This is a genomic window from Micromonospora sp. WMMD1120, from assembly GCF_029626235.1.
Classification (GTDB): domain Bacteria; phylum Actinomycetota; class Actinomycetes; order Mycobacteriales; family Micromonosporaceae; genus Micromonospora.
In genome coordinates this window covers 4,756,611-4,782,967 of sequence record NZ_JARUBO010000005.1, presented here as the reverse complement: position 1 = coordinate 4,782,967, position 26,357 = coordinate 4,756,611, and the positions used below count along the sequence as shown (strand labels likewise).

Annotated in this window: 19 protein-coding genes; 10 read left to right on the top strand and 9 right to left on the bottom strand. The window is 72.5% G+C overall.

Annotation, left to right across the window (positions count from 1 at the left end; translation table 11 throughout):
• Window positions 1-23 precede the first annotated feature (23 nt).
• Window positions 24-2,879, top strand: coding sequence for a BTAD domain-containing putative transcriptional regulator (locus O7634_RS22010; protein ID WP_278152009.1), 2,856 nt, complete (start codon window positions 24-26; stop codon window positions 2,877-2,879).
• Between the two features lie 27 nt (window positions 2,880-2,906).
• Here O7634_RS22010 and O7634_RS22005 read toward each other — a convergent pair whose 3' ends face one another.
• Window positions 2,907-3,074 (bottom strand): hypothetical protein, encoded by a 168-nt coding sequence (locus O7634_RS22005; RefSeq protein WP_278152008.1) that lies wholly within the window; start codon window positions 3,072-3,074, stop codon window positions 2,907-2,909.
• 220 nt (window positions 3,075-3,294) lie between these two features.
• On the opposite strand from O7634_RS22005, the gene O7634_RS22000 reads away from it, so the two are divergent.
• Entirely contained in the window at window positions 3,295-3,606 is a 312-nt protein-coding gene (locus O7634_RS22000) for a hypothetical protein (protein WP_278152007.1), read from the top strand.
• A gap of 128 nt (window positions 3,607-3,734) precedes the next feature.
• On the opposite strand, the gene O7634_RS21995 is transcribed toward O7634_RS22000, so the two are convergent.
• Window positions 3,735-4,193: a hypothetical protein gene (locus O7634_RS21995; protein WP_278152006.1), complete on the bottom strand. Its 459-nt coding sequence runs from the start codon at window positions 4,191-4,193 to the stop codon at window positions 3,735-3,737.
• Window positions 4,194-4,600: 407 nt separating this feature from the next.
• Here O7634_RS21995 and O7634_RS21990 point away from each other — a divergent pair, with 407 nt between their 5' ends.
• From O7634_RS21990 to O7634_RS21980, 3 genes are all read left to right on the top strand, one after another.
• Window positions 4,601-5,284, top strand: coding sequence for a TetR/AcrR family transcriptional regulator (locus O7634_RS21990; protein ID WP_278152005.1), 684 nt, complete (start codon window positions 4,601-4,603; stop codon window positions 5,282-5,284).
• A gap of 115 nt (window positions 5,285-5,399) precedes the next feature.
• Window positions 5,400-8,483 (top strand): hypothetical protein, encoded by a 3,084-nt coding sequence (locus O7634_RS21985; protein ID WP_278152004.1) that lies wholly within the window; start codon window positions 5,400-5,402, stop codon window positions 8,481-8,483.
• A 70-nt stretch (window positions 8,484-8,553) separates the two neighbouring features.
• Complete coding sequence (locus O7634_RS21980; RefSeq protein ID WP_278152003.1) at window positions 8,554-10,824, top strand: glycoside hydrolase family 44 protein; 2,271 nt, start codon at window positions 8,554-8,556, stop codon at window positions 10,822-10,824.
• Window positions 10,825-10,916: 92 nt separating this feature from the next.
• Here the strand turns inward: O7634_RS21980 and O7634_RS21975 are convergent, their stop codons facing one another.
• The gene (locus O7634_RS21975; protein ID WP_278152002.1) at window positions 10,917-11,162 is read right to left on the bottom strand and encodes a hypothetical protein; all 246 of its coding nucleotides are present in this window, start codon (window positions 11,160-11,162) and stop codon (window positions 10,917-10,919) included.
• A gap of 168 nt (window positions 11,163-11,330) precedes the next feature.
• Between O7634_RS21975 and O7634_RS21970 the strand changes: the two genes are divergently transcribed.
• From O7634_RS21970 to O7634_RS21955, 4 genes are all read left to right on the top strand, one after another.
• The gene (locus O7634_RS21970; protein WP_278152001.1) at window positions 11,331-12,557 is read left to right on the top strand and encodes a sensor histidine kinase; all 1,227 of its coding nucleotides are present in this window, start codon (window positions 11,331-11,333) and stop codon (window positions 12,555-12,557) included.
• Entirely contained in the window at window positions 12,545-13,201 is a 657-nt protein-coding gene (locus tag O7634_RS21965) for a response regulator transcription factor (RefSeq protein ID WP_278152000.1), read from the top strand. The genes O7634_RS21970 and O7634_RS21965 overlap by 13 nt, the downstream gene beginning before the upstream one ends.
• A gap of 111 nt (window positions 13,202-13,312) precedes the next feature.
• Window positions 13,313-14,074, top strand: coding sequence for an ABC transporter ATP-binding protein (locus O7634_RS21960; RefSeq protein ID WP_278151999.1), 762 nt, complete (start codon window positions 13,313-13,315; stop codon window positions 14,072-14,074).
• The gene (locus O7634_RS21955) at window positions 14,071-16,542 is read left to right on the top strand and encodes an ABC transporter permease (RefSeq protein WP_278151998.1); all 2,472 of its coding nucleotides are present in this window, start codon (window positions 14,071-14,073) and stop codon (window positions 16,540-16,542) included. The genes O7634_RS21960 and O7634_RS21955 overlap by 4 nt, the downstream gene beginning before the upstream one ends.
• Before the next feature lie 60 nt (window positions 16,543-16,602).
• Here O7634_RS21955 and O7634_RS21950 read toward each other — a convergent pair whose 3' ends face one another.
• From O7634_RS21950 to O7634_RS21930, 5 genes are all read right to left on the bottom strand, one after another.
• On the bottom strand, window positions 16,603-18,729 hold the full coding sequence (locus tag O7634_RS21950) for a radical SAM protein (protein WP_278151997.1): 2,127 nt from the start codon (window positions 18,727-18,729) through the stop codon (window positions 16,603-16,605).
• A gap of 10 nt (window positions 18,730-18,739) precedes the next feature.
• Window positions 18,740-20,134 (bottom strand): TfuA-like protein, encoded by a 1,395-nt coding sequence (locus O7634_RS21945; protein ID WP_278151996.1) that lies wholly within the window; start codon window positions 20,132-20,134, stop codon window positions 18,740-18,742.
• Window positions 20,127-21,293 carry a YcaO-like family protein gene (locus O7634_RS21940; RefSeq protein ID WP_278151995.1) on the bottom strand — a complete coding sequence of 389 codons (1,167 nt, stop codon included), beginning with the start codon at window positions 21,291-21,293 and terminating at the stop codon, window positions 20,127-20,129. The genes O7634_RS21945 and O7634_RS21940 overlap by 8 nt, the downstream gene beginning before the upstream one ends.
• 28 nt (window positions 21,294-21,321) lie before the next feature.
• Window positions 21,322-21,696, bottom strand: a complete 375-nt coding sequence (locus O7634_RS21935; protein ID WP_278151994.1) for a class IIb bacteriocin, lactobin A/cerein 7B family — start codon at window positions 21,694-21,696, stop codon at window positions 21,322-21,324.
• A 145-nt stretch (window positions 21,697-21,841) separates the two neighbouring features.
• On the bottom strand, window positions 21,842-22,204 hold the full coding sequence (locus tag O7634_RS21930; protein ID WP_278151993.1) for a hypothetical protein: 363 nt from the start codon (window positions 22,202-22,204) through the stop codon (window positions 21,842-21,844).
• A 362-nt stretch (window positions 22,205-22,566) separates the two neighbouring features.
• On the opposite strand from O7634_RS21930, the gene O7634_RS21925 reads away from it, so the two are divergent.
• A complete protein-coding gene (locus O7634_RS21925) occupies window positions 22,567-23,313 on the top strand; it encodes a MerR family transcriptional regulator (protein WP_278151992.1) in 747 nt (248 codons plus the stop codon).
• A 9-nt stretch (window positions 23,314-23,322) separates the two neighbouring features.
• Here O7634_RS21925 and O7634_RS21920 read toward each other — a convergent pair whose 3' ends face one another.
• Window positions 23,323-26,355 (bottom strand): ATP-binding cassette domain-containing protein, encoded by a 3,033-nt coding sequence (locus tag O7634_RS21920; RefSeq protein ID WP_278151991.1) that lies wholly within the window; start codon window positions 26,353-26,355, stop codon window positions 23,323-23,325.
• Between the last annotated feature and the right edge of the window lie 2 nt (window positions 26,356-26,357).

The following is a 26,357-nucleotide window of genomic DNA, read 5'->3' as shown; positions in this document are numbered from 1 at the left end:
GATCACGACTGACGAGGAAAGCCATGCGGTGGTCCCTCCTCGGCCCCGTCCAGGTGACCGCCGGAGGGCGGGTCCTTCCCATCGACCGCCCACAGCAACGCGCGGTGCTCGCGCTCCTGCTCCTCAACCCGGACCGACTGGTGCCCCTCGGGCAGCTCGTGTCGGCGCTCTGGGCCGACGATCCGCCGGCCAGCGCCCGGACCCAGGTTCAGGTCTGCGTCTCCCGGATCAGGGCGGCCCTGCGCGAGGTGGGAGCTGACCACCTGCTCACCACCCAGGGCGGCGGCTACCGGCTCACCGTACCGGCGGGCGAGCTGGACCTCGCCGAGTTCACCGCGGCGGTCGAGCGGGCCCGCGCCGAGGAGGCGGCCGGCCGGGGGGCGGAGGCGGCGCGTCTGCTGCGTGACGGCCTGGCGCTGTGGCGGGGTCCGGCGCTGGCCGGCGCCGCCGGCGCCTTCGTCGACTCCGCCGCCGCCGGCCTGGACGAGCAGCGGCTGCTCGCGTACGAGCGGCTCGCCGCCGTGGAACTCGACCTCGGCCGGTTCGCCGCGACCGCACGTGCGCTGCGTCCCCTGGTGGCCGAGCATCCGCTGCGGGAACCGCTGGTGGCCGGGTACCTGCTCGCCCTGGCCGGCTGCGGCCAGCAGGCCGCCGCGCTGCGGCTCTACGCGCAGACCCGCCGCCACCTCGTCGAGGAGTTGGGCGTGGAACCCGGCCCCGAGTTGAGCGATGCCCACCTGCGGGTGCTGCGGGGGCGCGCGCCGGCCGAGCCCGCGCCGGGCCCACCCGCCGGCCCGCGTCCGGCGCAGCTCCCCGGCGACCCCGCCTGGTTCACCGGACGTACGGCCGCGCTGCGGCAACTGGACGCGCTACTCCCCGCCGACCCCGCGGAAGCCTCCCCGGACGGCGGCGGGGGCGGTCCGTGCCGGGCGGTGGTCATCTCCGCCATCGCCGGCACCGCCGGGGTCGGCAAGACCACCCTCGCGGTGCACTGGGCGCACCGGGTCGCGCACCGGTACCCGGATGGTCAGCTCTACGTCAACCTGCGCGGGTTCGACCTTGACGGTCGGGCCGTGTCGCCGGGCGAGGCGCTGCGCGGTTTTCTGGAGGCGCTGCACGTGCCGCCCCAGCGGATGCCCACCGATCTGGCCGGGCAGGCCGCACTGTTCCGCACCCTGCTCGCCGACCGCCGGGTCCTCGTGCTGCTCGACAACGCCCGCGACGACGAGCAGGTGCGTCCCCTGCTGCCGGGGTCTTCGGGCAGTCTGGTCGTGGTGACCAGTCGGCACCGGCTCACCGGCCTGGTGGTCAACGCCGGGGCCCACCCGGTGCCGCTGGACCTGCTGCCGCCGGCCGAGGCGCGGGAGTTGCTGATCGGTCGGCTCGGTCGCGGGCGCGCCGTGCGCGAGTCGGCGGCCCTGGACGAGATCGTGCGCCGCTGCGCCGGCCTGCCGCTGGCCCTGGCCGTCGTCGCGGCCCGCGCCGTCGGGCAGCCCGACGTGCCGCTGTCGGCGTTCGCCGCCGAGCTGCGCGACACCGAACCGGACCGGCTCACCGCACTGACCACCGGCGACCCCGTGACCGACGTACGGGCGGTCTTCTCCTGGTCGTACCGGGCGTTGGACGCCGACTCGGCCCGGCTGTTCCGGCTCCTCGGCCTGCACCCGGGCCCCGACGCCGGACTGGCGGCGGTGGCCAGCCTCGCCGGACTGCCACCGGCCCGGGTCGCCCCGCTGCTGGCCGACCTCACCCGGGCGAACCTGCTCACCGAGCGCGTTCCCGGCCGGTACGCGATGCACGACCTGCTGCGCGCGTACGCCTCGGAGCTGTGTCACGGCAGCGACCCCGAGGCCGAGCGGGAGGCCGCCCGGCGCCGCCTGTTCGACCACTACCTGCACGGCTCGCACGCGGCTGATCAACTGCTCGACCCGTACCGGCTGACGCGGCCGGCCGCGCTGCCGCCGCCGCAGCCGGGGGTGACGGTGGGCGACCGCCCGGAGCACGCCTGGGCGAGCGCGTGGTTCGCCGCCGAGCACCACGTCCTGCTGGCCTGTGTGGAGCGGGCAGCGGGCACCGGCCTGGACCGACACGCCTGGACGTTGGCGGCGACGCTCACCACGTACCTCGATCGCAGCGGGCACTGGCCGGAGCTGGCCGGCGCGCAGCGGACCGCCCTGGCGGCGGCGCTGCGCCGGGGTGACAGGGCCGGTCAGGCCCTGGCGCACCGTGGTCTCGCCATCGCCTGCACCTGGTCGGGCGAGCACGAGGAGGCGCACCGGCACTACCGGCGCGACCTGGAGCTGTACCGCGAGTTGGGCGACGACACCGGCCGCGCGCACACGCACATCGGGGTGAGCTGGGTGCTCGCCCGGCAGGGTCGGCTGCGGGAGGCGCTGAACCAGACCCGGCTGGCGCTCGACCTGTACCGGGCCACCGGTTCCCGGGTCGGGCAGGCGAAGGCGCTCAACAATCTGGGGTGGATGCACGCCCGGCTCGGCGAGCCGGAGCCGGCCCTGCGCTGCTGCCAGGAGGCCCTGCGGCTGCACGCGGAGACCGGTGACCGGCACGGCGCGGCGCTGACCTGGGACAGCCTCGGCTACGTCCGGCACGGCCTCGGCGACCACGACGAGGCCGCGGACTGCTACCGGCGGGCGCTGGCGCTGCACCGGGAACTCGGCGACCGCTACGACGAGGCGGAGGTGCTGGACAACCTGGGCGACAGCCTGCGGGCCGCGGGCGACCTCGACGGCGCGCGCCGGGCGTGGCGGGAGGCGCTGACGATCTTCGACGAGCTGCGCCATCCGGACGCCGACCGTCCCCGGCTCAAGCTGACCGCCCCTGCCGTGCCGGCAACGTCGCCGGGCGGTGGCGAGATCTGACGCCACCTGCTCTCGGTGGGCCAGAGGTCAGACGTGTGAGTGCGCCGGCCTGTGGAGCTGATGTCGTAAACGGATGGCCGGCTGCTGACGCTGGATGATCGCGCGAATCTGTCGGCGCGTGACGCCGAGGAGGTGAAGCAACACCATCTCGCGGCGGCGCTCAACCGCCTCGGCTCCGAACTCGGTGAGAACCACGACGCTCCACAATGGAAGCCGGTCGCGTGGCTTGCGAAGCTGCACTCGGTGGCCGTCCGGTCCGCTTGACACCGCATGGGGCCAGGTGTTGACTTGCGTTATGGGACGGGCCTCAGCAGAAGAACAAGAATCGTTTGCCCGGTCGAATAAGACTGACCACCACGCAGTCACACCCTGGTGGTTCTATGCGATAACCGGAATGGTCGCAGGCTCCACAATCGTGGCAAGTGGGCTTCTGTCCCAGCAACTCGCGGGCATTTTTCTGGTCGCCGCAGCCCTGTGCGTGGGGCTGACCAGCCGTATCGCGGCGAAGCACACGGGGAGTCAACTGCCCATTCCGGCCAGCGTTGCAGGCGTCGGTTATCTGGTGGCCCTGTCGGTGGTGCTGATCGGGTCCTTGGCCGTTGCATGGACCGTGGTACGCCCCGACGGTCCTTCCTGGCTCGCCTGGGCGCTTGCTGCGCTCGTCTTTGTGGTCACCCTCGCCGGGACATGGGTGGCGCAGACCGGGCGAGCCGCGATCAGAGGATAACGCTCGTCGCTGGCTGATGTCCCATCTGGCGGCCGCCGTACCGCTCGATTCCGAACGCCGACGACAGTGGGGCCAGACAGCCGTACGAGTGGCAGCCTGACCCGCACCATCACGTTCTGGTCAGCGCACTAAACCACGCATGAGACGAGAAGGCCTGCCCCAGCCAGAGCACCCTGCACGACCCACGCCGTGGCTCCACTCGGGGGGAAGATGAAAAGCGCGACCCCGCTGGCGAGCGCCAGGACGCATCCGGTGTTCCACGGGGGCGTCTGCGCGGCCCCTCCGCCGTAGGCCAGGTTATAGCTGCCCACCTGATTTCCGTCGATGTACTTCAACAGGTAGCTACCGTGACAGTTGGTGGTCGGCTCCCCCTGACTGAGCCAGAAGCCGCTGCCATCGGCGCCCAGACAGAAGTAGTCGTATTCGCCGGTGTCGAGTGCTGTCGGCGCGAGCGGGATCGGCGGCACGTCGGTGGTCGCCCGGTGCTCTTTGGTGGTGCTGGCGGCCGGCGCCACGGTCGCGGCACTGGCCGTCTGGGGTGCGACGGCGACCCCCGCAGCGACAATCAACGCGGCCAGGGTCGTCATGAGCCTTCTCATTGATGCTTCCCTTCGTCGAGACGCGACATCGTTGCCGCATTGCTCGGAAGCTATTTGCTGGACGGGCGACCAGGGAACACGGCAATTTCTCTCTGCCCCGGGAGGACGTCCAGCGCCGGCTGAGTGCACCGCACCGAACGAGCCACTGATGAAACGGCTGAGGTAGCGGCCTGGCGACCGGTGAGAAAAACCCGGAACGTGGCGCGGAGATCGAGTAAACCCATCCTGCCGACTCCCTCCGGGCTCCACGCTCGACCGTCCGGAATGGCGGGTGTTGCCCTGACCACCCGTCCAGGGTCTAGGATCTTCATATCCACGTCCATCGACCGAGAAGTCGTCGCTGGACGTGTGAGTTGTCCCTGCACTTCGTTCCGTCGGGGAGGATCAGAAGACTCATGGGCATCACCGAAAGTGGTTTACCCAGGCATACTGCTTTACGAGCGGTCGAGGTAAGTCTGCGTGACGATCGCGAGGACAACGCCGCACCCGAGATCCTCGAGGCCGCGGTTCGCGCTTTCGACGAGGCAGGATACGAGCAGGCGAGCATCAAACACATCGCAGAGCTGGCTGGCACCTCGAAATCGCTGGTCACCTACTACTTCCCCACCAAACAGACGTTGGCGTCCGCGGTAATGGATCTCGCGTATCCCGGGGGCGTCTTCATGGGGACCCGGCGTCGCGTCGACGACCCGCTCGACGCGATCCTGTGGGTTGCCGAGCATGTGACCACAAACGTGCTCTACAGCCCCCTGGCTCGGGCGGCGATCAAACTCGGCGAGCAGTTCTCCGGCCACAAGGGCTTCAGCGGCCGCTTGTCCGGGTGGCATGCCAGGCTCACCGACTACCTCGAAGAGGCCCGGCTCAAGCACCTCATCTCACCAGTGACCGACCCAACTGTCGAAGCGAGGTTCCTCCTGTGCGGCATCGTGGGCCTCGTTAGCGTGGCAATGGAGACTGGGTCACGTCTCTCGCTGATCGACGACGCCGTCCAGATCACCCGCGATCGTCTCGCGGTCCTACGTGTGCCGCGCGACCTCCGCACGAACGAAGGCGCAGCGGTGAGTCGAGTTGCCGGATAACCGATGTCGGGCCGGGGTTACCACGAATTGACGTAGATAGGCACCGGCCGATCGCCACCCACGCTGACCAGCCCAGACGAGGGACAGCGGCCGGTGCGGCCGCTACCATGCGAGCGTGGCTCACGTTGTTGCGGCCCGCAGGCCGTACCCGCTGCTCATCGCCGCGGCGGTCCTGGTGGCGCTCGGCGCGGCCACGGCCTGGACAGTCGGCGACACGCTGGGACTGAGCCACAGCCCCGCCGCGGTGCCACGCGAGGACGCGGTCGCCGCGCCCGCGCGGACCCCCGCCCCGGTCCCACCGTTGGCGTCCCTCGTCGTGCCCGACGAGCCGCGGGTCAGGAAGGCCGCGACCGCCGTCGCCGACGCGGTCGCCTCCCGTGGCCTGCCCCGGCCGGCGCTCACCCCGTCCGCGCCGGCCGAGTCCGCGCTGACAGCGCCGACCACCGGCGCGGCTCCGAACCTCTCGACGGTACGCACGCTGCGGGCCGACGTACCGGCAGCACTCGGCGGACCAGCCGAGTCGTACCGGCTCGACGTGCGCGGTAGCGAACTGACCGTCCAGGGTGGCGACGTCGCGGGCGTGGCGGCCGGCCTGTACCGGCTGGCCGACCGGATCCGCTCCGGCGCCGAGATCCTTCCGGCGGCGGACGCGGGTCGGGTGATCACCCCCCGGCTCGGTCTACGGCTGACCGACGCGGGCTCGGTGGGGCGCGAACCCGACCCGGCCGTCTTCGCCGCCGGCGACGACTACGGCCTCAACACCGACATCGTCCAGCCGGCGGTGCTGCCCCGCGCCCCGTGGGTGGACGCCGCCGCGGTGGCCCGCCTCGACGCGCAGTTCCGGCAGTTCGTCGACCACTCGGTGGCCCAGGGATTCAACGGGATCGTGGTACCCGGCTTCCTGGAGTACGTCACCTTCGCGTCGGTCGGCGACGGCCGCGCCGTCTACCCGCCCGGCGACCCGCACGTGGACCGGGCACGGGCGATGGTCGCGGCGTTCGGCCCGGTCTTCCGGTACGCCGAGGAGATGGGCGTACGCGTCTTCCTGCTGACCGACATGCTCGCGGTGTCGCCCCCGCTGGAGGACTACCTGACGCGGACCGTAGGGGGTCTCGACACGTCCGACCCTCGATTGTGGGCGGTCTACCAGGCCGGTCTGGCCGAGCTGTTCGAGAGCATGCCGTTCGTCGACGGCCTGATGGTCCGCGTCGGCGAGGGCGGCGCGGTGTACGCCGGCGCCGGCTGGGACTACTCCTCGAAGCTCGCCGTCACCACGGAAGCCTCGGTGCGGGCGATGCTGCGGGCGTTGCTGGACACCGCCGGCCCCGCCGGGAAAGAGATCATCTTCCGTACCTGGACGGTGGGCGTCGGCGCCGTCGGCGACCTGCACACCAACCCGCTGTCGTACGCGCAGGTCCTCGGCGGGCTCGACGACAGGCACCTGATCGTGTCCACGAAGTACACACTCGGCGACTTCTACAGCCACCTACCGCTGAACACCACGCTGCTGGGCGGCGGGCACCGCCGCATCGTCGAGTTCCAGGCGCGGCGCGAGTTCGAGGCGTTCGGCTCACTCCCCAACGACCTCGGCCCGCTGCACCGCCAGGCGCTGCGCGCCTTCCTCGCCGCCAACCCCAACGTCGAGGGCGTCTGGAACTGGACCCAGGACGGCGGGCCACTGCGCGCCGGACCGATGTCGCTGTACCTGCGCGCCGGGTTCTGGCAGCTCTACGACCTCAACACGTACGCCGTCGGCCGCCTGGCCTGGGACCCGGACGTCGACCCGGCGCGGATCACGGCGGACTGGGCGTACCGCACCTTCTCCGACGACCCGGCCACCGTCGCCGCGATCGGGCAGGCCATGGCGCTGTCCCGGCAGGCGGTGAGCAAGGGACTCTACGTCGGACCGTACGCCGACCGGTCCGTGCGGGCTCTCGGGCTGGAACCGCCGCCGATGATGTGGATCTTCGAGTGGGACATCCTGACCGGTGACTCCGCCGCGCTGGGCAGCATCTACGCGGTGACCGGCGACCGTGTCGACGCGGCGATCGAGGAGGGCGAGGAGGCCGTCGCGCTGGCCCGGCGCATGCGCGACCTCGTCACCGCGACCGAGCCGGCGACCTGGCGCGACGCCGAGCTGCGCACGCGCTTCACCGCGACCCTCGACTACCAGGTCAACCTGTTCGAGACGCTGAGCGCGTACCGGACCATGGTGCTGCGGCACACGCAGTGGCTGGACACCGGCTCACCGGCCGCCCGTCACGACTGGCGGGCGGCCACCGCGTCCTACCACCACGCGCGCGACGTCCACCGGCAGCGCTACGGCGGCGACCTGGACCTGCCGGCGTACAACTTCACCGCCGCCGACCTCGGGGCGCGCCGCGCCGACCGGGACCCGGCGATGGCCTGGGCGGCGCGGGCGACGCTCGGGGCGATCCTGCTGGTGGCGCTGCTCGGCCTGCGCAGGCGCGGATTCGGCGCGGCCGCCGCCCGTGGGTTGCTGCTCGGCGCGCTCCGGCCGTGGCGGGTCGCCACCCTGCCGGCGCCCCCGACACGGACGGACCGGGTGTTGGTGTGGCTGGTCCCGACCGTGGCGCTGGTGGCGAGCCGCCTCGTGCTGACCTGGTTCGCCGCTCCGGCGCACCTGCTGGTCACCCTCGGTGGGTGGGCGCTGTTCGCCCTCGTCGTACGCCTGGTCGTCGGCCGCCGGGAGCCGTTCCACCTGTGGGCCGTCGTCGGTGGGGTCGCGCTGCTGCGCAGCGTGCTGCTGCTGGCGGCGCTTGCCTGGAGCGGGCCGGGCGGCTACTGGTTCGCCTTCTGGACCGCGCCGAGTCCGCGCGCGGCGTACGTCACCGTCGCCTTCGCGGCGTTCTGCTGGCTGTTCGTGGTCACCGCCGTGGTCCTGCGGGACCGGTACGGCCTGCGCCGTCGAAGCGCCGTCGGGCTGACCCTCACCGCCGTCGGCGTGCCCCTCGGCGTGCTGTCCGCGGTGGTCTCGGCGGTGGGCCTGGAACGCGCGCTGACGGTGTGGAACGACCAGCTCGCGCTGCTGCCTTGGGGCCTGTCCCGGATCCTCGGCATCACGGTCCACCTGGGCATCCCCGCCCAGCTCCCTGCGTACGCCGCCGCCGCCGGGACCGCCCTCGCCGCCGGTGGCCTGCTCCTGTCCCGGGTCGCCGGAGGCGCCGCCCGGCGTTGACGCGGCGGCCGGAAAGCGGAACGCTGTGGAAGCGCTCCCATCGTCGAGCTTCTATCCGAAAGGAATGCTCGTGCGAACCACCACCGCTCTACTCCCCGTCGTGCTCGCCACGGCTCTCGGCGGTCTGGCCCTGCCGCAGCCCGCCCTGGCCGCGCCCGGTCCCGCGCTGGCCGTCGACACCACCGCCGCCCGGCACCAGATCAGTCCGTACATCTACGGCATGAACTTCGCCGACGAGGCGCTCGCCCGCGACCTGCGGCTGCCGGTGCACCGCTACGGCGGCAACGCCACCACCCGCTACAACTTCCGTGCCGACACCACCAACCGCGCGGCGGACTGGTACTTCGAGAACATCCCCAACGAGAACCCGAACCCCGACGACCTCCCTGCGGGCTCCGAGAGCGACCGGTTCGTGCAGCAGAACAAGGCCATCGGGGCCGCCACGGTCATGACGATGCCGATGCTCGGCTGGATCGCCAAGGACCGGTCGCGGGCGTGTGGCTTCAGCGTGGCCAAGTACGGCCCGCAGGAGTCCACCGACCAATGGGCGCCGGACTGCGGCAACGGCAAGAAGCCGGACGGGTCGCTGGTCACCGGCAACGACCCGACGGACACCAGCGTCGCCGTCGGTCCGGAGTACGCCACCGACTTCGTCAACCACCTCAAGTCGCGGTTCGGCGCCGCCGCCGACGGCGGAGTGCAGTTCTACAACCTGGACAACGAACCGGACCTGTGGCACTCCACCCACCGCGACGTCCGCCCGACCGGGCTGGGCTACGACGAGCTACGCGACCGCACCTACGAGTACGCCGCCGCGATCAAGGCCGCCGACCCCGGCGCGAAGACGCTCGGTCCGGTCGGCTGGGGCCTGAACTCGATCTTCTATTCGGGCCTCGACCAGGACACCTGCTCGCGCACCGGCTGCTGGTCGAACCCCCCGGACAAGGCCGCGCACGGCGGCCAGGACCTCGGCCCGTGGTACCTCGACCGGATGCGCGAGTACGAGCAGCAGCACGGCACCCGCATCCTCGACTACTTCGACGTCCACCTCTACCCACAGCAGTCCGGCGTGCTCGGCGACGCGGCCGGCGACGCCAACACCCAGGCGCTGCGGCTGCGCTCGACCCGCCAGCTCTGGGACCCGACCTACGTGGACGAGAGCTGGATCAACCAGCCGGTCCGCTACATTCCGCGCCTGCGCGAGCTGGTGGACCAGCACTACCCGGGCACGAAGATCGCGATGACCGAGTACAACTGGGGCGGCTTCGGGTCGCTCAACGGCGCGCTCACCCAGGCGGACGTCCTCGGCATCTTCGGCCGCGAAGGGCTCGACCTGGCCGCCCTGTGGACCGCGCCGACGGCCGACCAGCCGGTGTCCAACGCGTTCCGGATCTACCGCAACTACGACGGCGCGGGCGGCGCGTTCGGCGAGACCTCCGTCCGGGCAAGCAGCGCCGACCAGGGCAAACTCGCGGTGTACGCGGCCGAGCGGAGCGCCGACAAGGCGCTCACCGTGGTCGTCGTCAACAAGACCGGTGAGGATCTGACCAGCCCGGTCGCCCTCACCGGCGCCTCGGCCAGCACCGCCCAGGTCTACCGGTACAGCGCGGCGGACCTCACCCGCGTCGTCCGGGAGGCCGACCAGCCGGTGACCGCCAGCGGCCTGACCACCACCTTCCCGGCGAACTCGATCACCCACCTGGTGCTGCCGCGCGACACCACGCCCGGCGACACCGAGGCCCCGACCACCCCGGGCACACCGGCCGCCGGCACGACCACCAGCGACAGCGTCGCGCTGACCTGGACGCCGTCCACCGACGACACCGCCGTCACCGGGTACGACGTGCACCGGGTCGACGCCAGCGGCACCGTGAAGGTGGGCAGCGCCACCGGCACCGCGTACACCGTCACGGGGTTGACGCCGGACACGTCGTACACCTTCGTGGTGACCGCCCGCGACGCGGCGGGCAACGTCTCGGCGGCCTCGCCCGGCCTGACGGTGCGGACCGCGCCCACCGCACCGACCGGCGGCTGCGCCGTCGGCTACGCGGCTAACAGCTGGCCGGGCGGCTTCACCGCGACCGTGACGATCAAGAACACCGGCGCCACGGCGATCGACGGCTGGACACTCGCCTTCGACTTCCCCACCGCCGGCCAGAAGGTCAGCCAGGGCTGGTCGGCCACCTGGAAACAGAACGGCACGAGCGTGACCGCGGACAGCATGAGCTGGAACGGCAGACTCGCGCCCGGCGCGTCCACCAGCATCGGCTTCAACGGCACGTGGAGCGGCACCAACCCGGCACCCACCGCGTTCACCCTGAACGGCCAACGGTGCGGGTGATCTGAAACAGACACCGGCGGGGCGGATCGGAGGGGTCCGGGGCGTCGTGGCACCCCGGACCCCGCGCTCTCGCGCACGTCGCGCCGCCGGCGTCAGGAACCGGCGGCTCCCGACCCCGGCACGCGGTTACGCCGGTGGTGCACTATCAGCGCGACCGCGCAGAGGACCGCCACCAGGCCGAAGGCGGAGCTGAGCCACGGGTCGTCCAGTGCTGCCGACAGCACCATGTTGGCTGCCGCGGTGACGATGAGCACCAGCCACAGCAGCGGGCGGAGCAGACCGCCCGGCTTCTCGGGCGCGGTGGCCGGAGCCTCGGTGATGCGGTACGGATCGGTCATGTCTGCCTCCCTCGGCGAACGTTCCTCGACCCCGTCAACGCTAGGCAGACGCCACCGCGACGACGATCCCCTCAGCTCGACAGTCGCGGTACAGCAGGCTGTACCTTCCGCGCCGAGCGTTGCCGACCGCCGCCGGTGGTGGCCTATGTTGGCCGGGGAGGTGGGTCGATGCCGTACGTGCGGGGGCGGGTGCGCGCCTCGGTCGAGGCCCTGGAGCGCCTCGTCGGCGGGCTGGGCACCGCCACGCTGGCGCTGGGCGCGCTGCTCTGGGCGGCGATCGTCGCGGTGGCCTGCCTGGTCGGGGTGGGGCTGCTGGCGGCGCCCGGCGCGGTGCGGGCGGTGCGCTTCGTGGCCGACCGCGAGCGGGCCCGGCTGTCCCGCTGGGGCGACCCGATCCCCACCCCGGGGCCGGCGCCAGCCGGGCTGCGGACGGCGGCGCGAGATCCCTTCGTGCGCCGGGAGCTCGGCTGGGTCGCGCTGTACTCCGTCATCGGCCTGATCACCGGGCTGGTGGGGCTCTCGCTGCCGATCTACGCCGTGCAGGACGTCACGTTCCCGCTCTGGTACCGGCTGATCCCCGCCGACGCCGGCGCGCCGACGATCGTCTGGTGGCGCATCGAGGACCTGCCCGACGCGCTCGCGGTCGGGTTGCTCGGGGTGGGCTGGCTGGCCGCCGCGATCTGGTTCGGTCCGGTCCTGGCCCGGATTCAGGCCTGGCCGAGCCGGTGGCTGCTGTCCCCACCGCCGGGTGTCGACCTGTCGCTGCGGGTGGCCGAGCTGACCGCCACCCGCGCCGCGGCGCTCGACGCGCACGCCGTCGAACTACGCCGGATCGAACGGTCGCTGCACGACGGCACCCAGAACCGGTTGGTCGCGCTGAACGTGCTGCTGGGCGCCGCACGGCGCGCGGTGCGCCGCGATCCGGACCGCGCCGACGAGATCCTCGGGCGGGCACAGGACGCCGCGGAGCAGGCGCTCGGTGAGCTGCGTACGGTGGTGCGCGGAATCCTGCCGCCGGTGCTCGACGACCGGGGCCTCGCCGGCGCGCTGGCGGGCCTGGCAGGCAGTTGCTCGGTGCCCTGCCGACTCGAGGTGGACGTGGCGGTACGGTGTGCGGCCTCGGTCGAGGCCACCGCGTACTTCGTGGTGGCCGAGGCGCTGACCAACGTCGTCCGGCACAGCGGCGCGAGCCAGGTCGACGTGGCCGTACGCCGGGAACGCGGCCGGCTGCTGGTGAGCGTCGAGGACGACGGGCGCGGCGCCGCCGACGAGACTCGGGGCTCAGGGCTCACCGGCATCCGCCGACGGGTCGAGGCGTACGACGGCCGGATGACACTGACCAGCCCATCGGGCGGGCCGACGAGAATGGACGTGGAACTGCCGTGCGGATCGTGATCGCCGAGGACGACCCGCTGCTGCGGGAGGGGTTGGCGCTGCTGCTGCGGGCGGAGGATCTGGACGTGGTGGCCACCGCCGCGACCCCTGGCGAGTTCCTCGTCGCCGTGGACGAGCACGGGCCGGACGTCGCGATCGTGGACGTGCGGATGCCGCCGACCCACACCGACGAGGGCATCGTGGCCGCTGTGGAGGCGCGGCGACGGCGCCCCGGCCTCGCGGTGCTGGTCCTGTCGGCGTACGTGGAGCAGGCGTTCGCCACCGAGCTGTTCTCGGTCGGCGCCGTCGGGCTCGGCTACCTGTTGAAGGAGCGGGTGGGCCGGGTCGAGGAGTTCCTCACCGCGCTGCACCGCGTCGCGGACGGCGGCAGCGTGATCGACCCGGAGGTGGTGGCGCAACTGCTCGCCCGCAACCGTCGCACGGACACGGCGCTGGGCGAGCTGTCACCGCGCGAACGCGAGGTGCTGGGGTTGATGGCCGAGGGGCTCGGCAACACCGCGATCGCCGAACGGCTGTTCGTCACCGACGGCGCGGTGCACAAGCACATCCGCAGCATCTTCTCGAAGCTCCGGCTTCCACCGGACGACCAGACCGACCGGCGGGTCACCGCGGTGCTGCGCTACCTCAACGGCGAGCGACGGTAGCGCCTGCTGTACCCCGAGTCGGGCAGCCCGCGGGATGGTCGCCGTTCTCCCAGGTCAATAGCGTTTCTGGTGCGCGCGGTTCTTGCCGATGACACGGAGAGAGGCACCAGGATGCCGGACTATCCGGAACAAACCAACCAACCGGCGGTACGCGTCGAACACCTCACCCGCGTGTACGACGCCGGCCCCGACCAGGTGACCGCGCTCGCCGGCATCGATGTCGGCTTCGAGCGTGGCACCTTCACCGCGGTGATGGGGCCCTCGGGCTCCGGAAAGAGCACGCTGCTCCAGACGGCGGCCGGTCTCGACCGGCCCAGCACCGGTCGGGTGGTCATCGGCGGCACGGACCTGTCCGGGCTGTCCGAGACCCGCCTGACCGAGCTGCGGCGCGACCGCATCGGGTTCGTGTTCCAGGCGTTCAACCTGATCGGCGCGCTCACCGTCGAGGAGAACATCGTGCTGCCCCTGCGCCTGGCCGGCGTCCTCCCGGACCGGGCCTGGCTGACCGAGGTGATCGAGCGGGTGGGGCTCACCGACCGCCTGCGCCACCGGCCGGCGGCGCTCTCCGGCGGGCAGCAGCAGCGGGTGGCGATCGCCCGGGCGCTGGCCACCCGCCCGGAGGTGATCTTCTCGGACGAGCCCACCGGCGCGCTCGACTCCCGCAGCGCGGCGGAGGTGCTGACGCTGCTCCGCGCGGTCGTGGACGAACACGGGCTGACGGTGGTGATGGTGACCCACGACCCGGTCGCCGCGTCGTACGCGGACCGCGTGCTCGTGTTGGCCGACGGCGCGATCGTCGCCGACCTTCCGCAGCTCGGCGCCACCCGTATCGCCGAGTACCTGGCCTCGCTGGATCGGCGGGCCCTGCGATGACCGGTTTCGCCGCCCGCCTGCTGCGGCACCGCTCGGGCCCCGTCGTCGCGACCCTGCTGGCCCTGGTCGTCGGCGTGCTGATCCTGGTGGCGTTGGGCACCCTCATCGAGTCCGGGCTGCGTTTCCGACCGGAGCCACGGCTCTGGGCGACGGCCGACGTGGTCGTCGCCAACCACACACTCAGCCACACGTCCCGGGAGTTCGACGGCGAGACCACCACGAGCACCGTCACGCTGACCGAGGGCGGCACCGTGGACGCGGCGCTGGTGGACCGGATCCGCCAGGTGCCGGGCGTCACGGCCGTCACCGGCGACGACGGGCTGGTGATCGGCTTCCCCGCCGCCACCGGTCACGGCTGGGCCACGTACTCCTTCACCGGGCGTCCCATCGCCGCGGGCGTCGCGCCCCGGGCCGACGACGAGGTGCTTGCCGACACCCGGCTCGGCGTCGTCCCCGGTGACCGCATCGACCTGGTCGTCGGCGGCGTCGGGCGGTCGTACCGGGTGAGCGGGACCGCCGAGACCGGCGCCGCGGAGGTGTTCTTCACCGACGCGCAGGCCGCCCGGTTGTCCGCCCACCCGGGCCGGGTCACGGCGATCGGAGTGCGGATGACGCCCGACGCCGACATCGGGGCGGTACGCGCTATCGCGTCGGCGGCCGGTGCCACGACGTACGCGGGGCAGGACCGGGGAGACGTGGAGCAGTCGGAGAACCAGGCCGCCCGGACGTTGCTCGTGGAGGCCGGATCGGCCTTCGGCGGGTACGTCGTCCTGCTGATCGTCTTCGTGGTGGCCGGCACCATCGGGCTGTCCGTCCGGCACCGTCGACGTGACCTGGCGTTGCTGCGCGCGGTCGCGGCCACGCCGGGGCAGGTGCGCCGCATGCTGATCGCCGAGGCCGCTCTGCTGGCCCTGGTCGGCGCCGCGCTCGGCGGCCCGGCCGGCCTCCTGGCGGCCCACTGGGTGCACGGCGAGCTGGTCGACAGGGGGTTCGTGCCGGCCAGCTTCCCGATGACCGGCGGCCCGATCGCCCTGCCGGCCGCGGTCGCCACAGCGGTCCTCGTCGCCATGCTGGCCGCGCTGGTGGCCGCACGTCGGGTCACCGGGATCAAGCCGGTCGAGGCGCTCGGCGAGATCGCCGTCGAGCCTCGGCGTACCGGCCGGGTGCGGCTGGTCGCCGGCGTGCTGACGCTGGCGGGGGCCGGCACCTCCGGGGCGGTCACGCTCGGCGCCGCCGGGTCGACCGGGGCACTGGCCGGCGCGGTCGGCATGCTGTACCTGTTCGTCATCGCGGTGGCACTGCTGGCACCGATGATCAACGCGTACGCGGCCCGTCTGCTCACACCGTTGCTGCCGAGGATCTGGCGGGTCAGCGGCTACCTTGCCGCGGCCAATCTGCGGGCCAACGCGCGGGGCATGGCGACGGTCCTGACCGCCCTCGTGCTGTCCGTGGGGTTCGGCGGCTCGGTCTGGTTCCTCCAGACCAACCTGGAGCGGCAGACCACCACGCAGAGCAGCGCGGGAACCCGCGCCGAGCGGGTCGTCGTCGCTCCGGGTGGGCTGCCGGTGGACGCCGCGCGGGAGATCAGCGAGTTGGCCGGGGTGCGGGCCGCCACCGCCGTGCACCGTACGCAGGTGGTGGTGGGGATGCTCGGCGGCATCGAGCCGGTCGGCGCGCAGTCGGTCGATCCGGCCGGGATCAGCTCGACACTGGACCTCGCCGTCCGCGAGGGCGACCTGGCCGACCTGCGTGCCGGTACCGTCGCCGTGTCCGTGACACAGGCGTCGTCGTCCGGCTGGGACGTCGGCGACAAGGCGCACCTCTGGCTGGGCGACGGCACCCCTGTGACCCTGGACGTCATCGCGATCTACGGCCGTGGCCTCGGCTTCGGTGACGTCACGTTGGCCACCGAGACGGTCGCCGGGCACACGGCCGCGGGCACCGCCGACGAGGTCCTGGTCAGCGCCCGGCCGGAGGCGGATGCCGCGTTGGCCGCCTGGGCGGCCGGGCAGCCCGGCGCCGAGGTGCTCGACGCCGCGGCCCGGACCCGCCTGGTCGGCGCCGATCTGGCGCTCGGCGCCTGGCTGAACCGTCTGCTGATCGGCGTGCTGGTGGGGTACGCGGCGCTGGCGGCGGCCACCACGATGGTGATGGCCGCGCTGGCCCGCCGCCGTGAGTTGGCGTCGCTGCAACTGGTCGGGGTCACCCGCCGTCAGATTCGCGCGATGGTCCAGGCCGAACAGGCCGGGCTGCTCGGCACCGCGGTGCTGATCGGCGCGGTGATCGCGGCGCTGACCCTCAGCGCGATCGTCAACGGGCTGACCGGCAGCCCCATCCCGTACATTCCACCGCTCGGTGCGGTGGCGGTGCTCGGCGGCGCGGCGCTGCTGGCGTTGGCAACCACCGTGTGGCCCGTCCGGCGGCTGCTCGACACCCCACCGATCGAGAACATCGGGGTACGGGAGTAGGGCGAGGAACACCGGCGACAGTGCCGCCGCCGCGGTCGTCGCGGCGGCGGCACTGTCGGGTCATCGCCCCGCTTCGGCCGGGAGCTGGTGGCGGCGGATCAGCCGCTGCCCGATGAAGGTGCGCCAGACCCGGTCGGCGACGGCCGGTTCGACGATCCACAGCCGGCGTTGGGCCTCGGCGAGGGTGAGCGGCGCGTGGAAGAGGTCCAGGAACAGTCGGCTGCTGCGGTTGAGCGCGAAGACCAGGCCGTCGGCGCGGCGGAACAGGTGCCGGTCCGCCGGTAGCTCGCCGGGGACGCCGTCCTGCTCGTCCGAGCGGATCCGCCGGTACGCCTCCCAGACCTGCTCGTCGTCGCGGTCGACGAAGGTGCCGTTGGCGAGGAAGTGCGTCTGGTCGTCGGTGTCGTGGCGTACCCGGTCGTGGGCGAGCACGCCGCGCACGGCGGTGCCGTAGCGGTCGTGGTAGAAGAACGTGTGCGGGGTGTCGGTGCTGCCCAGCCACGGTCGGTGGAAGTGCCCGGGGTTGAGGTTCGCCTTGGCCTTGGCGACCTCGTCCCGCGCCGCCTCGGTGACCGGCTCGTCGTAGTTCAGCATCCGGACGATGTCGGAGCCCTCCACGGGCCGCACGTTGGTGATGCCGAACCGCTCCGGCTCCTTGGCGACGATGGCGCCCGGGGTCAGCATGAAGTCGCCGAGCCCGCCGAGGGTCCACAGGTCCGGGTTGTCCCGCAGGAAGGTGATGCTGTCCAGCGCCTCCTCGCGGGTCTCGGTGGGAAAGCCGGTGAAGCCCATCATCTGTACGCCGATGTTGGCCTTGGTCATCGCGGTCATCGTGCGCCGCACCTGCTCGGGCTTGGTGCCCTTGTCGATGAGGTCGAGGATGCGCTGGTTGCCGGACTCGAAGCCGACCGACACCGCCACGCAGCCGCTGCGTCGTAACAGCTCGCAGCGCTCGTCGGACCAGTACTTCTCCAGCCGGATCTCCGCGCCCCAGCGGAAGTCCAACCCCTGTTCGACGACCCGCTCGGCGAAGCGCAGGATGGTGGCGGGCGCGAGCACGTCCACCGAGAAGTAGATGAACTTGGCGAACCTCGACAGCTCGGTGACGTCGGCGATCATGTTGTCCACGGTGTCCTGCCGCCAGGGGCTGGTGGGGCCGTCGGTGTTCAGGCCGTAGTCGCAGAACGTGCACTTGTTCCAGTAGCAGCCGCGCGTCGGCGAGTAGTAGACGAACCGCTCCGGGCTGAGGTAGAGATCCCAGGGCAGGCCGGAGAAGTCCGGGACGGGCACCTGCGCCAGGCGCTCGTAGCGCAGCGGTAGCTGACGCTGGCGACCGTACTTCGGGTGCAGGCGGACGTTGGGATGCCCGGCCGGCAGGGTGCCGGCCGCCACCGCGTCCAGGATCTCGGTGTACGCGCTCTCCCCCTCGCCGACGACTATCGCGTCGAGGTCGGCGAGCACCTGGAAGACGTACTCGGGTCTGCTGGCGCACTTCCAGACGTCGGAGATCTCGGTGCCGCCGGCGATCAGGAAGGCGTCCGGGCAGGCCCGCCGGACGAGTCGGGCGATCCAGAGCGCGAACGGCAGTTGCCACTGGTAGGTGACGCTGATGCCGATCACCTGGTTGCCGCCGGCGACGAGGCGCGGGATCAGCACGTCCTCGTAGTACGGCTGGAACGGTCGGTTGAGCCGGCCGAGCAGCGTCTCGTCGGTGAGCGCGGCGACCGAGCCGATCGAGATCATCGGCGGTGGGTGCAGCCGGAAGCCGGCGTGGAACTGCCCGGGGAACCCGACCGCGCCGAGCGCGTCCATCCAGGAGATGACGCCCTCGACGGCGTCCTGGTAGTGCCGGTAGTCGTAGAACAGGGTGGGGTCCTGCAACACCCCGATCGACCGGCGCAGCCGCTCCGGGTCTGGTTCGGGCAGGTTGAGCAGGTTCGCCCGGGCCATCAGCGCGTCCGGGCCGCTGAGGTCGTCGGTGGTGAGCCGGGACAGCTCCCGCCGCAGCCACTCGTACGCCGACGGGGTGTACGAGTGGTGGAACGCCTCGATGTTGGCGTCGATGATCTCCGCCGGCCGGTGCCCCTGCGCGCGGGCGTACGAGTCGAGGTAGTTCAGCGAGTGGTATCCCGAGGTGGGATCGGTCAGCGGGGGGTAGATCAGTGCCGCCTTGACGGTGCCGCTCATCGACTCCTCCTCAGCCGACCCGGGCCGGCGGGCCGGCCGGGATGATGTCCAGCGGGGGTGTCGCCACCTGCGGCAGCCGCGGAGCGCCGAAGGTCTTGAGGTACGCCACCAGCGGTTCGGCGGCGTACCGGAACGCCGTCAGGTCGACGAATCCCCGGTCCCAGGCGGCCGCCTCCAGCTCGCCGGTGTCGCAGCTCCACAGGGCGGCGAAACAGGCGTCGACGACCTCGGTGCGGAAGTGCAGCCGGCCACCCGGGCGGCGGTGGCCGGTGGTCCGGGGCAGCGCCTCGTTCAGCGCCGCGGCGGTGGCCGCGACCTGCCGCGCCGCGGCGAGCAGTTCGGGCGTGCGCAGCGGCGCCGCGACCATCCACAACGCCAGGCTGCGGTGCGGTGTGGTGCCGAACGCCCGCACCACCATCCGCAGCAGCGCCTCGCGGTCGTCGAGGGTTCTCTCCCGGTCGGTCAGCCAGTCCCACCCGCCCGGCGGGGCGGCGCCGAGTCCCCGTTCGCGGGCGGCCTGGTGGGCGCGTTCCTCGACGGTCGGGTCGGCGCTGTCGACGCCGGCGACCCCGGCCAGGACCTCGCGCCGGTGCCAGGCCGGCTCGTCGGGATGCAGCAGCATCAGCACCCCGGCGGCCTCCCGGTCGCTCACCCAGTGCGCGCCGGCCGACTGACCGGCGAAGCGGGCACGCCAACTGTCCAGGAAGCGGGTGTGCAGATTGTCGATCGGTTGGTCGCCGCCGTGCGTCGGGCACAGCTCGGGCGCGTTGTCCGCCGCCATCGACAGCAGCAGTCGCGCGTCGGCGCCCTTGGCGTCCGTGGGGTTGCGCCGGTGCCAGGCGAGGAACCGGTCCACCACGGCCGTGGCGGCGGGCGGCGCGGTGCGCTCCAGCGCGCGGTAGGACCGCCGCCGGAAGGGAAGGTCCCGCGCGATGTCCAGCAGGAGGACGGCCTCGGTGTCGGCGAGCACGCCGGCGGCCACGGCCCGGCGCAGCGCGACCCGGATGTTGACCAGCGGCTCACTCAGCGTCCGGTGGCCCTCCTCGGCGGGCCCGTGCACCACCGCCACCTCGTCGTCGCCGGTGACCACCCCGTCGCGGTAGAGCTGGAACACCTCGCCCACGCCGCGCATCCCGAACTGCCACAGCTCGGCGGCGCGCAGCGCGCCCATGCTGGCCGCGCCGGCCACCGTCACGCCACGGTCGAGCAGGTCGAGGATCTCCCGGTGCCGCACCGGCGGGTGCTGGAGGAAGAAGCCGTCGATGACGAGGACCCGGTCGCCGGGGCCGACGTCCAGACGGAGCAGGTCACCGTGCGCTACCGGCGGCAGCACCACCGCGTCGGGCAGCAACCGGCCGACCTCCTCGACCGGCAGGCTCGGACCGATGAAGACGACGTCAGTCACGGGGCGCTCCCGGTCGGGTACTCAGGGCCCGCTCGTCGAACATCCGCAGGCCGGGGGCGAACACCTTGCTCACCGGAATGCCGATGTCGTCGTGCGTCAGGTCGACGCTGAACGGCTCGACTCCGGTGATCCGCCGCACCCGCGAGGCCAGCTCGCGCAGCACCTCGGTCACCCCGCCGCGGGGCGGGCTGTCGCGGCGGACCGGCCGGACGGGCCGGTCGACGGTGGGTGGCGGCACCGGTGGCGCGCCGACGTCGTGGTATGCGGTGGCGTCGATGTCGTCGCGCGCCCCGGAGACCATCACCAGCCGGGACTGGGCGGCCTCCGACATGGCCCGACCGACGGCGATCTGCGGGTCCAGGTGGCAACCGAAGCCACCGAAGGTGACCGGCAGGTCCGGCGACCAGATCGAGGCGGCGTAGCAGGGCACCCCGATCGCGTTGGTGATGTCGCAGACCTCCACCCAGCAGCCTGCAGCGAGGAGGGCGTCGTGCACGGTCCGGGTCATCGCGTTCGTGGCGGTGGCCGGGTCGGCGTAGACGCGCTCGGTCAACGGGGCCGTGCAGTACGGGGCGATGCAGTCGCGTTCGACGACCTCCAGCAGGGCGTGCAGGCTGGCCTCGGCGAGGGTGTTTCCGGTGGCGAGGCCGTTGCTGCTGGGGGTGAACAGCGCGCGGTCCCAGCCCCGTCGGATGGTGAAGTCGAGTTCGATGGTGGCGCGGGGCACCAGACACGTCGCACCGGTCACCAGCCCACGGCCGGCCACCCAGTCGAGCGCGACGGCCGGGGTCAGCGGTGACCGCTCCGCCAGGTGCAGCCACCGCACGTCGTACGGCAGGTCGAGCGCCGCGGCCGGGGACCGCACGACGGTCCCCGGCCGGAGGTTCTCGGCGTGCCAGGACTCGATGCTCTCCATCACCGCGCTGACCCGGGACTGTGTCGCCGTGGCGCCGGTGCCGACGCTCACCGCCATCGTGGCGCCGACCGGCCGGTAGGCGACGTGCACCGGTAGGCCGATCTCGTCGAGTCGGGTGATGTCGGCGACCCGGGTGATCCGGAACCGGTCGAGCATCCCGCCGACCCGTTCCCAGGTCTGCTCCACTGTGGCCGTCCGGTAGGTGCCGGTCCGGAACGCGATGGTGTCGGTCGTGTCAGTCATCGAGGCTCCCGGCGGGGGTGGGGGGAACTCAGACGATGAGGACGGCGATGATGTTGACGTTGTTGTCGGCGATCGGGGCGACGCCGCCGGCGACCGTCTCCAACTCGGCCTCGGTCAGCTCGTTGAGGTCGACCAGCGGCACCTCGGGCACGTGCAGCACGTGCAGGCCGGGCGTGCCGGACCAGTCGGCGACGATCTGGTCCTTGGTGTAGAGCGTGGTGGGCTGGGCGCGGTCGACCTCGACGCGGGCGCCGGGCTCGACCGGCAGGCCGGCCGCGGTGGCGTACGCGGTCGGATCGGCGAGGAGGCGTTGCAGTTCCTCGTCGCTGCGCCATACGGCGGTAACCAGTTCCGAATACTTCGTCACGAACCTCGCGCCGTATTCCTGTGCGTCGTTGCTCATCGTTCGGTCCTCTCCTGGGAACGCCTTGGGTGGGCGGCCAAATCTGTGTGCAGAAAGCTAAAAAGATCGAGGTTCGGCAATCAAGGATTTCGGTTGACTGCCATCAGAATCTGCCGTGCAGGTCGACCGGCGGCAGATATCGGTGTCAGGTGCAGCAGCACGGGCAGCAGCAGGCGCAGCTGGAGTCGAGGCCGGCGACGACGCTGTCCAGCTCGTCCTCGGCCAACTCCGCCTGGGCCACCGGCAGCAGCGACGGCACGAAGAGCACGAAGGTGCCGGTGGTGGACGCCCGCTCCCACGACTCGACCTGCACCTCCAGGTCGGGGTCGGCGTCGGCGGCGTCCCGGACCACCCGCACCTGCACGTCCTCGGGCAGTGGCAGCCCGTACCCGGCGAGGAACCCCCGGGGGTCGCGTTCGAGCGCCTGCTCCTTGACCGGGTCGGCCCAGACGTCGGCGACCAGCCGGCTGTACGCGGCCACGAAGACCGCTCGATCGATAGGTGTCACATCCCTGCTCCCCTCGATGCGCGGCCGCCGACGGCCGACACCGCGGCGGCGACCGGCGGCCTGGATGTCGGGCCGCCGGTTTCGCTTCATCGTGGGCCACCGACCGGTCCGGTCCGTGTCGTCGGCGGGAATTTCATCGAATGTGGCCGCGAAAAGGTCGCCCTGCGGCGAAAGCCGGGTAATTGGGAATCAGTGACGTTCGGCGGTTTGCGATTCTAGAGAATTACGCCTGTGCAAACAAGTAGTAATTCCCCGCCTGTTATCGGCCGGGTGCGACACCTACGCTGCGAGCAACGGACCGACCGCCGTGACAGCGGTTCGACGGGTGCCCTGTTCGCCACCGAGTGCTGCCGGAGGCCACCGTGACCATCGACGAGGTGACGACGACGCCCGGCGGCCCGGCCGGGTACAGCGTGGAGCAGCTCGCCCGCAAGGTCGGGATGTCGCCGCGCAACATCCGCGCCCACCAGGCCCGGCGGCTGCTGCCCCCACCGGTACGACGTGGTCGGGCCGCGCTCTACGACGACTCGCACGTCCGTCGGCTGGACACCATCCTCGCCCTGCAACGGCAGGGCTTCAACCTGGTCTCCATCGAGGCGATGCTCGGGGTGCGGGCCGGCGACGAGGCGCCCGACGGGCTGACCGCGATGCTGCAACGGCTGACCGTCGACCGGCCCGCGCTGGCGCACGCGTTGACCCGGCACGGTGTCATCGGACGCACCACCGACGGCACCGTGCGCACCGTCCGGCCCCGTCCGCTGCGCGCCGCCCTGGACCTCAACCGGGTACGGGTCGGCACGGTGCCGGCGCTCCAGACCCTCAGCGAGGTGCTGGACAGTCTCCGGCCGGTCGCCGACGAGCTGGTCGCCGCCGTCACCGCCCGACTGCTGGCCCTCGCGCCGGAGCTGGTCCGCAGTGGCGCCGGAGCGTCCTGGGCCGACCTCGACCGGGAGACCCTGCTGCTGACCCAGGGTGTGGTCAACGTGCTCACCGAGGCGTTCCGGCTCGCGGCCGAGAACCAGGCCGAGACGCACGTCGCGGAGCTGCTGGAGAACCACCTGGACACGGACGTGTGCCTGGAGGACGGCACCACCATCGACAACGGTTGACCGGTCCGCTCAGCCGGTCGCGGGCTGCTCGTCCGGCTGTCGGCCCGGCGCCGCGGTGTCCAGCCCGCCGCTCCCGGTCAGCAGTTGCCGCTGCGCCAACCGGTGGAACAGCCCACCGGGTTGGTCCATCAACTCGTCGTAGCTGCCCCGCTGGACGATCCGCCCCGCATCGAGGACCACGATGGTGTCCGCCGCGCGGATCGTGGACAATCGGTGGGCGATGACGATCCGGGTCGCGGCCAGGGTCGCCGTGCTGCGGGTGACCACCTCCTGGGTACGGTTGTCGAGGGCGCTCGTCGCCTCGTCGAAGAAGATGACCCGGGGTCGGGGCGCCAACGCGCGGGCGATCAGCACCCGCTGGCGCTGCCCGACCGACAGCGTCCCGCCGCCGAAGGGCACCATCGTGCTCATCCCCATCGGCAGGGCCTCCAGGTCGTCGGCGAGACCTGCCATCCGGGCCGCCTCCCACACCTGGTCCAGCGGGAAACTGCCGGCGCCGCAGATGTTGTCCCGTACCGAGCCGGCGAAGAGCTGGCCGTCCTGCAGGACCACCCCGCACTGCCGGCGGACCGCGTGCACGTCGAGTTCGGCGAGGTCCTGACCGTCGTAGAGCACCGCGCCCTGCTGTTGGCGCTCGAAGCCGAGCAGCAACCGCAGGAGGGTGGACTTGCCGCAGCCGCTCGGGCCGACGATCGCGACGAACTCACCCGGACGGACGTGCAGGTCGATGTCGACGAGCACCGGCGGCTCGTCCGGTTGGTACGCGAAGGTCAGCCGGCGCAGCGCGATCTCGCCGCGCAGCTCGCCCGGGTCGACCCGGTCGGGCCGCGCCTCGGGGTCGGCGCGCAGGACGTCGCGCAGGCCGCCCAGCCGGGGCACCGCCGCGATCACCTCGACCCCGGCGGACACCAGCACCAGCAGCGCGCCGAGCAGCATCGCGAAGCCGACGTTGAGGATGAAGAAGTCGGCTGGCGAGACCCGACCGGCGAGTGGTCCCATCAGCACGGCGAACAGGACCAGTTGGCCGGCGACCGGCAGCACCGTGGCGAAGGCGACCAGGCTCGCCTGACTCTGCCGGACCCGTTGCAGCGTGCCCCGGGCCACGGCGGCCACCTCCGACCAGCGGGCGTACGCCCGCGCCTCGGCGGCTGCCACCTTGATCTTGACGATGCCGCCGAGCAACTGGTTGGTCATCGCCGCCGCCCGGTGCTCCGCGGGCAACGCCGAGCGTTGCCGGCGCACGATCAGCACGGCGAACGCGCCGAAGGTCAGCAGCGTCACGGCGACGATCCCCGTCCCCCACAGCCCGAGCACGGGCTCCACCAGCAGGAGCATGCCGAGGGTCACCGCGACCGTCGCGCCGGCCGAGACGAGCTGGGGCAGCAACGCGCTCAACGCCTCGCCGACGAACGAGATGCCCAGCATCGAGTTGGCGATCTCGCCGCTGCTGCGGCCGGTGAAGAACCGGGCCGGCAGCCGCAGCAGCCGGTCGAAGATCGCCAACTGCGCGCCGGACTGCAACCGGCCGTCCAACCGCAGCAGCCGCAGATTCTGCACCACACCGACCAACCCGGCGACCACGGCGGCGCTGAGCAGCAGCGCAAGGAAGCCGAACAGGCCGTCCACCTCGCCCTGCCGGGCCAGTTGACCGAGCACCTCGCCGGTGGCCAGCGGCACACCCAGACCGAGCAGCGCCACGCAGGCGGCGGCGAGCAGCAGGCCCCGCACGTCACGCCCCGCGCCGACCAGCCCGGCCCGCAGCAGGTGACGCATCCGCGCGGTCGGTGGCAGCGGCGCCTGCACCTGGGTCGCCTCGACGGCGAACGTCGCCGCCACCGTCGTGTCGACAGCGTCGTACACCCGGGTGTCGGGGTCGACCTGGTGGTAGCGACCGCGCTTGAACACCAGCGGCACCGCGACGGCGGCCTCCGGGTCCTCGCCGCCGCGCCACCCGACCAGTGCCCCCAGGTCCCGCCGCCACCACCGGTGCGGCAGCCGCACCTCCCGCAGGAACAGGCTGGACGCGCGGGACACCGCACGCAGCGCGGCCCGGTCGCCCAGCGGCGCGCGGCTGCGGTCGGCCGGCTCGTTGACCGGGTTTCCCATCCCCTCGGTGACCACCCGCAGCACCGCCGCCGCCCGCCCGTACCTGTCGAAGCCCTCCTCGGCGTCCGGCGCCGCGACCGCGCCGCCCGCGCCGATCACCCCGATCGACCGGCGGGCCGCCGCGGCGAGGACCGCCGCGTCGAGCTGCCGGCGCCGCCGCACAGCGGCCAACACCGCCGCGTCGGCCTCCTCGATCCGGTTCTCCACGACCCGTAGCAGTCGGGCCACGTGCTGGTCGACGGCCGCGCGGAGCTGACCGGCGACCAGCAGATCACCGCTGCTGTGGCTCTCCACCGCGCACGCCGACTCGGCCACCACCCAGTCCCGCTCGGCGATCAGCAGCAGCTCCCGCTCGCCGGACATCTCCACCGGTCCACCGTCGTTGCGGCGGAGCTGGCCACCGGCGCTGCGCAGCCACCAGGCGCCGCCGGTGGAGGTCAGCGCGCTGCCCTGCGCCAGCGAGACGATCTCACGGCCGCTCAGGGTGGACGCCTCCCGCGGGGCCTGCCCGCGGCGCAGCGCGTCGGCGATGGTCACCAGCACCAGGTCCACCGCCGCGACCAGCTCCGTGGCCGCCGTCCAGGCCCGCGACGGCGGGACCTCGTCCGCCGGATGGCCGTGCCGGACGTGCCGTTGCAGCACCGCCAGCTGCCGCTGCGGCAGCCCGTGCAGCTCAGTGCCGGGCAGCGGCGCCACGATCAACTGCCACGCGCCGATCGCGGTGGAGGTCGGCACCAGGCCGCCGGCTGGCAGCCGGGCCACGTGGTGCCGGCGCGACGGGCTCAAACCGGCCCGGCGCACCGCGAACAGATCGGCCTCGCCGCCGGTCACCAGCCAGCCGGCCACCGGGCCGTCCAGGCGGCAGACCTCGCGTGTCCCGTCGGCGCAGAAGCCGATCAGGCCGCCGGCCGGGGGCTCGGACACCGCGCCGCTCATCA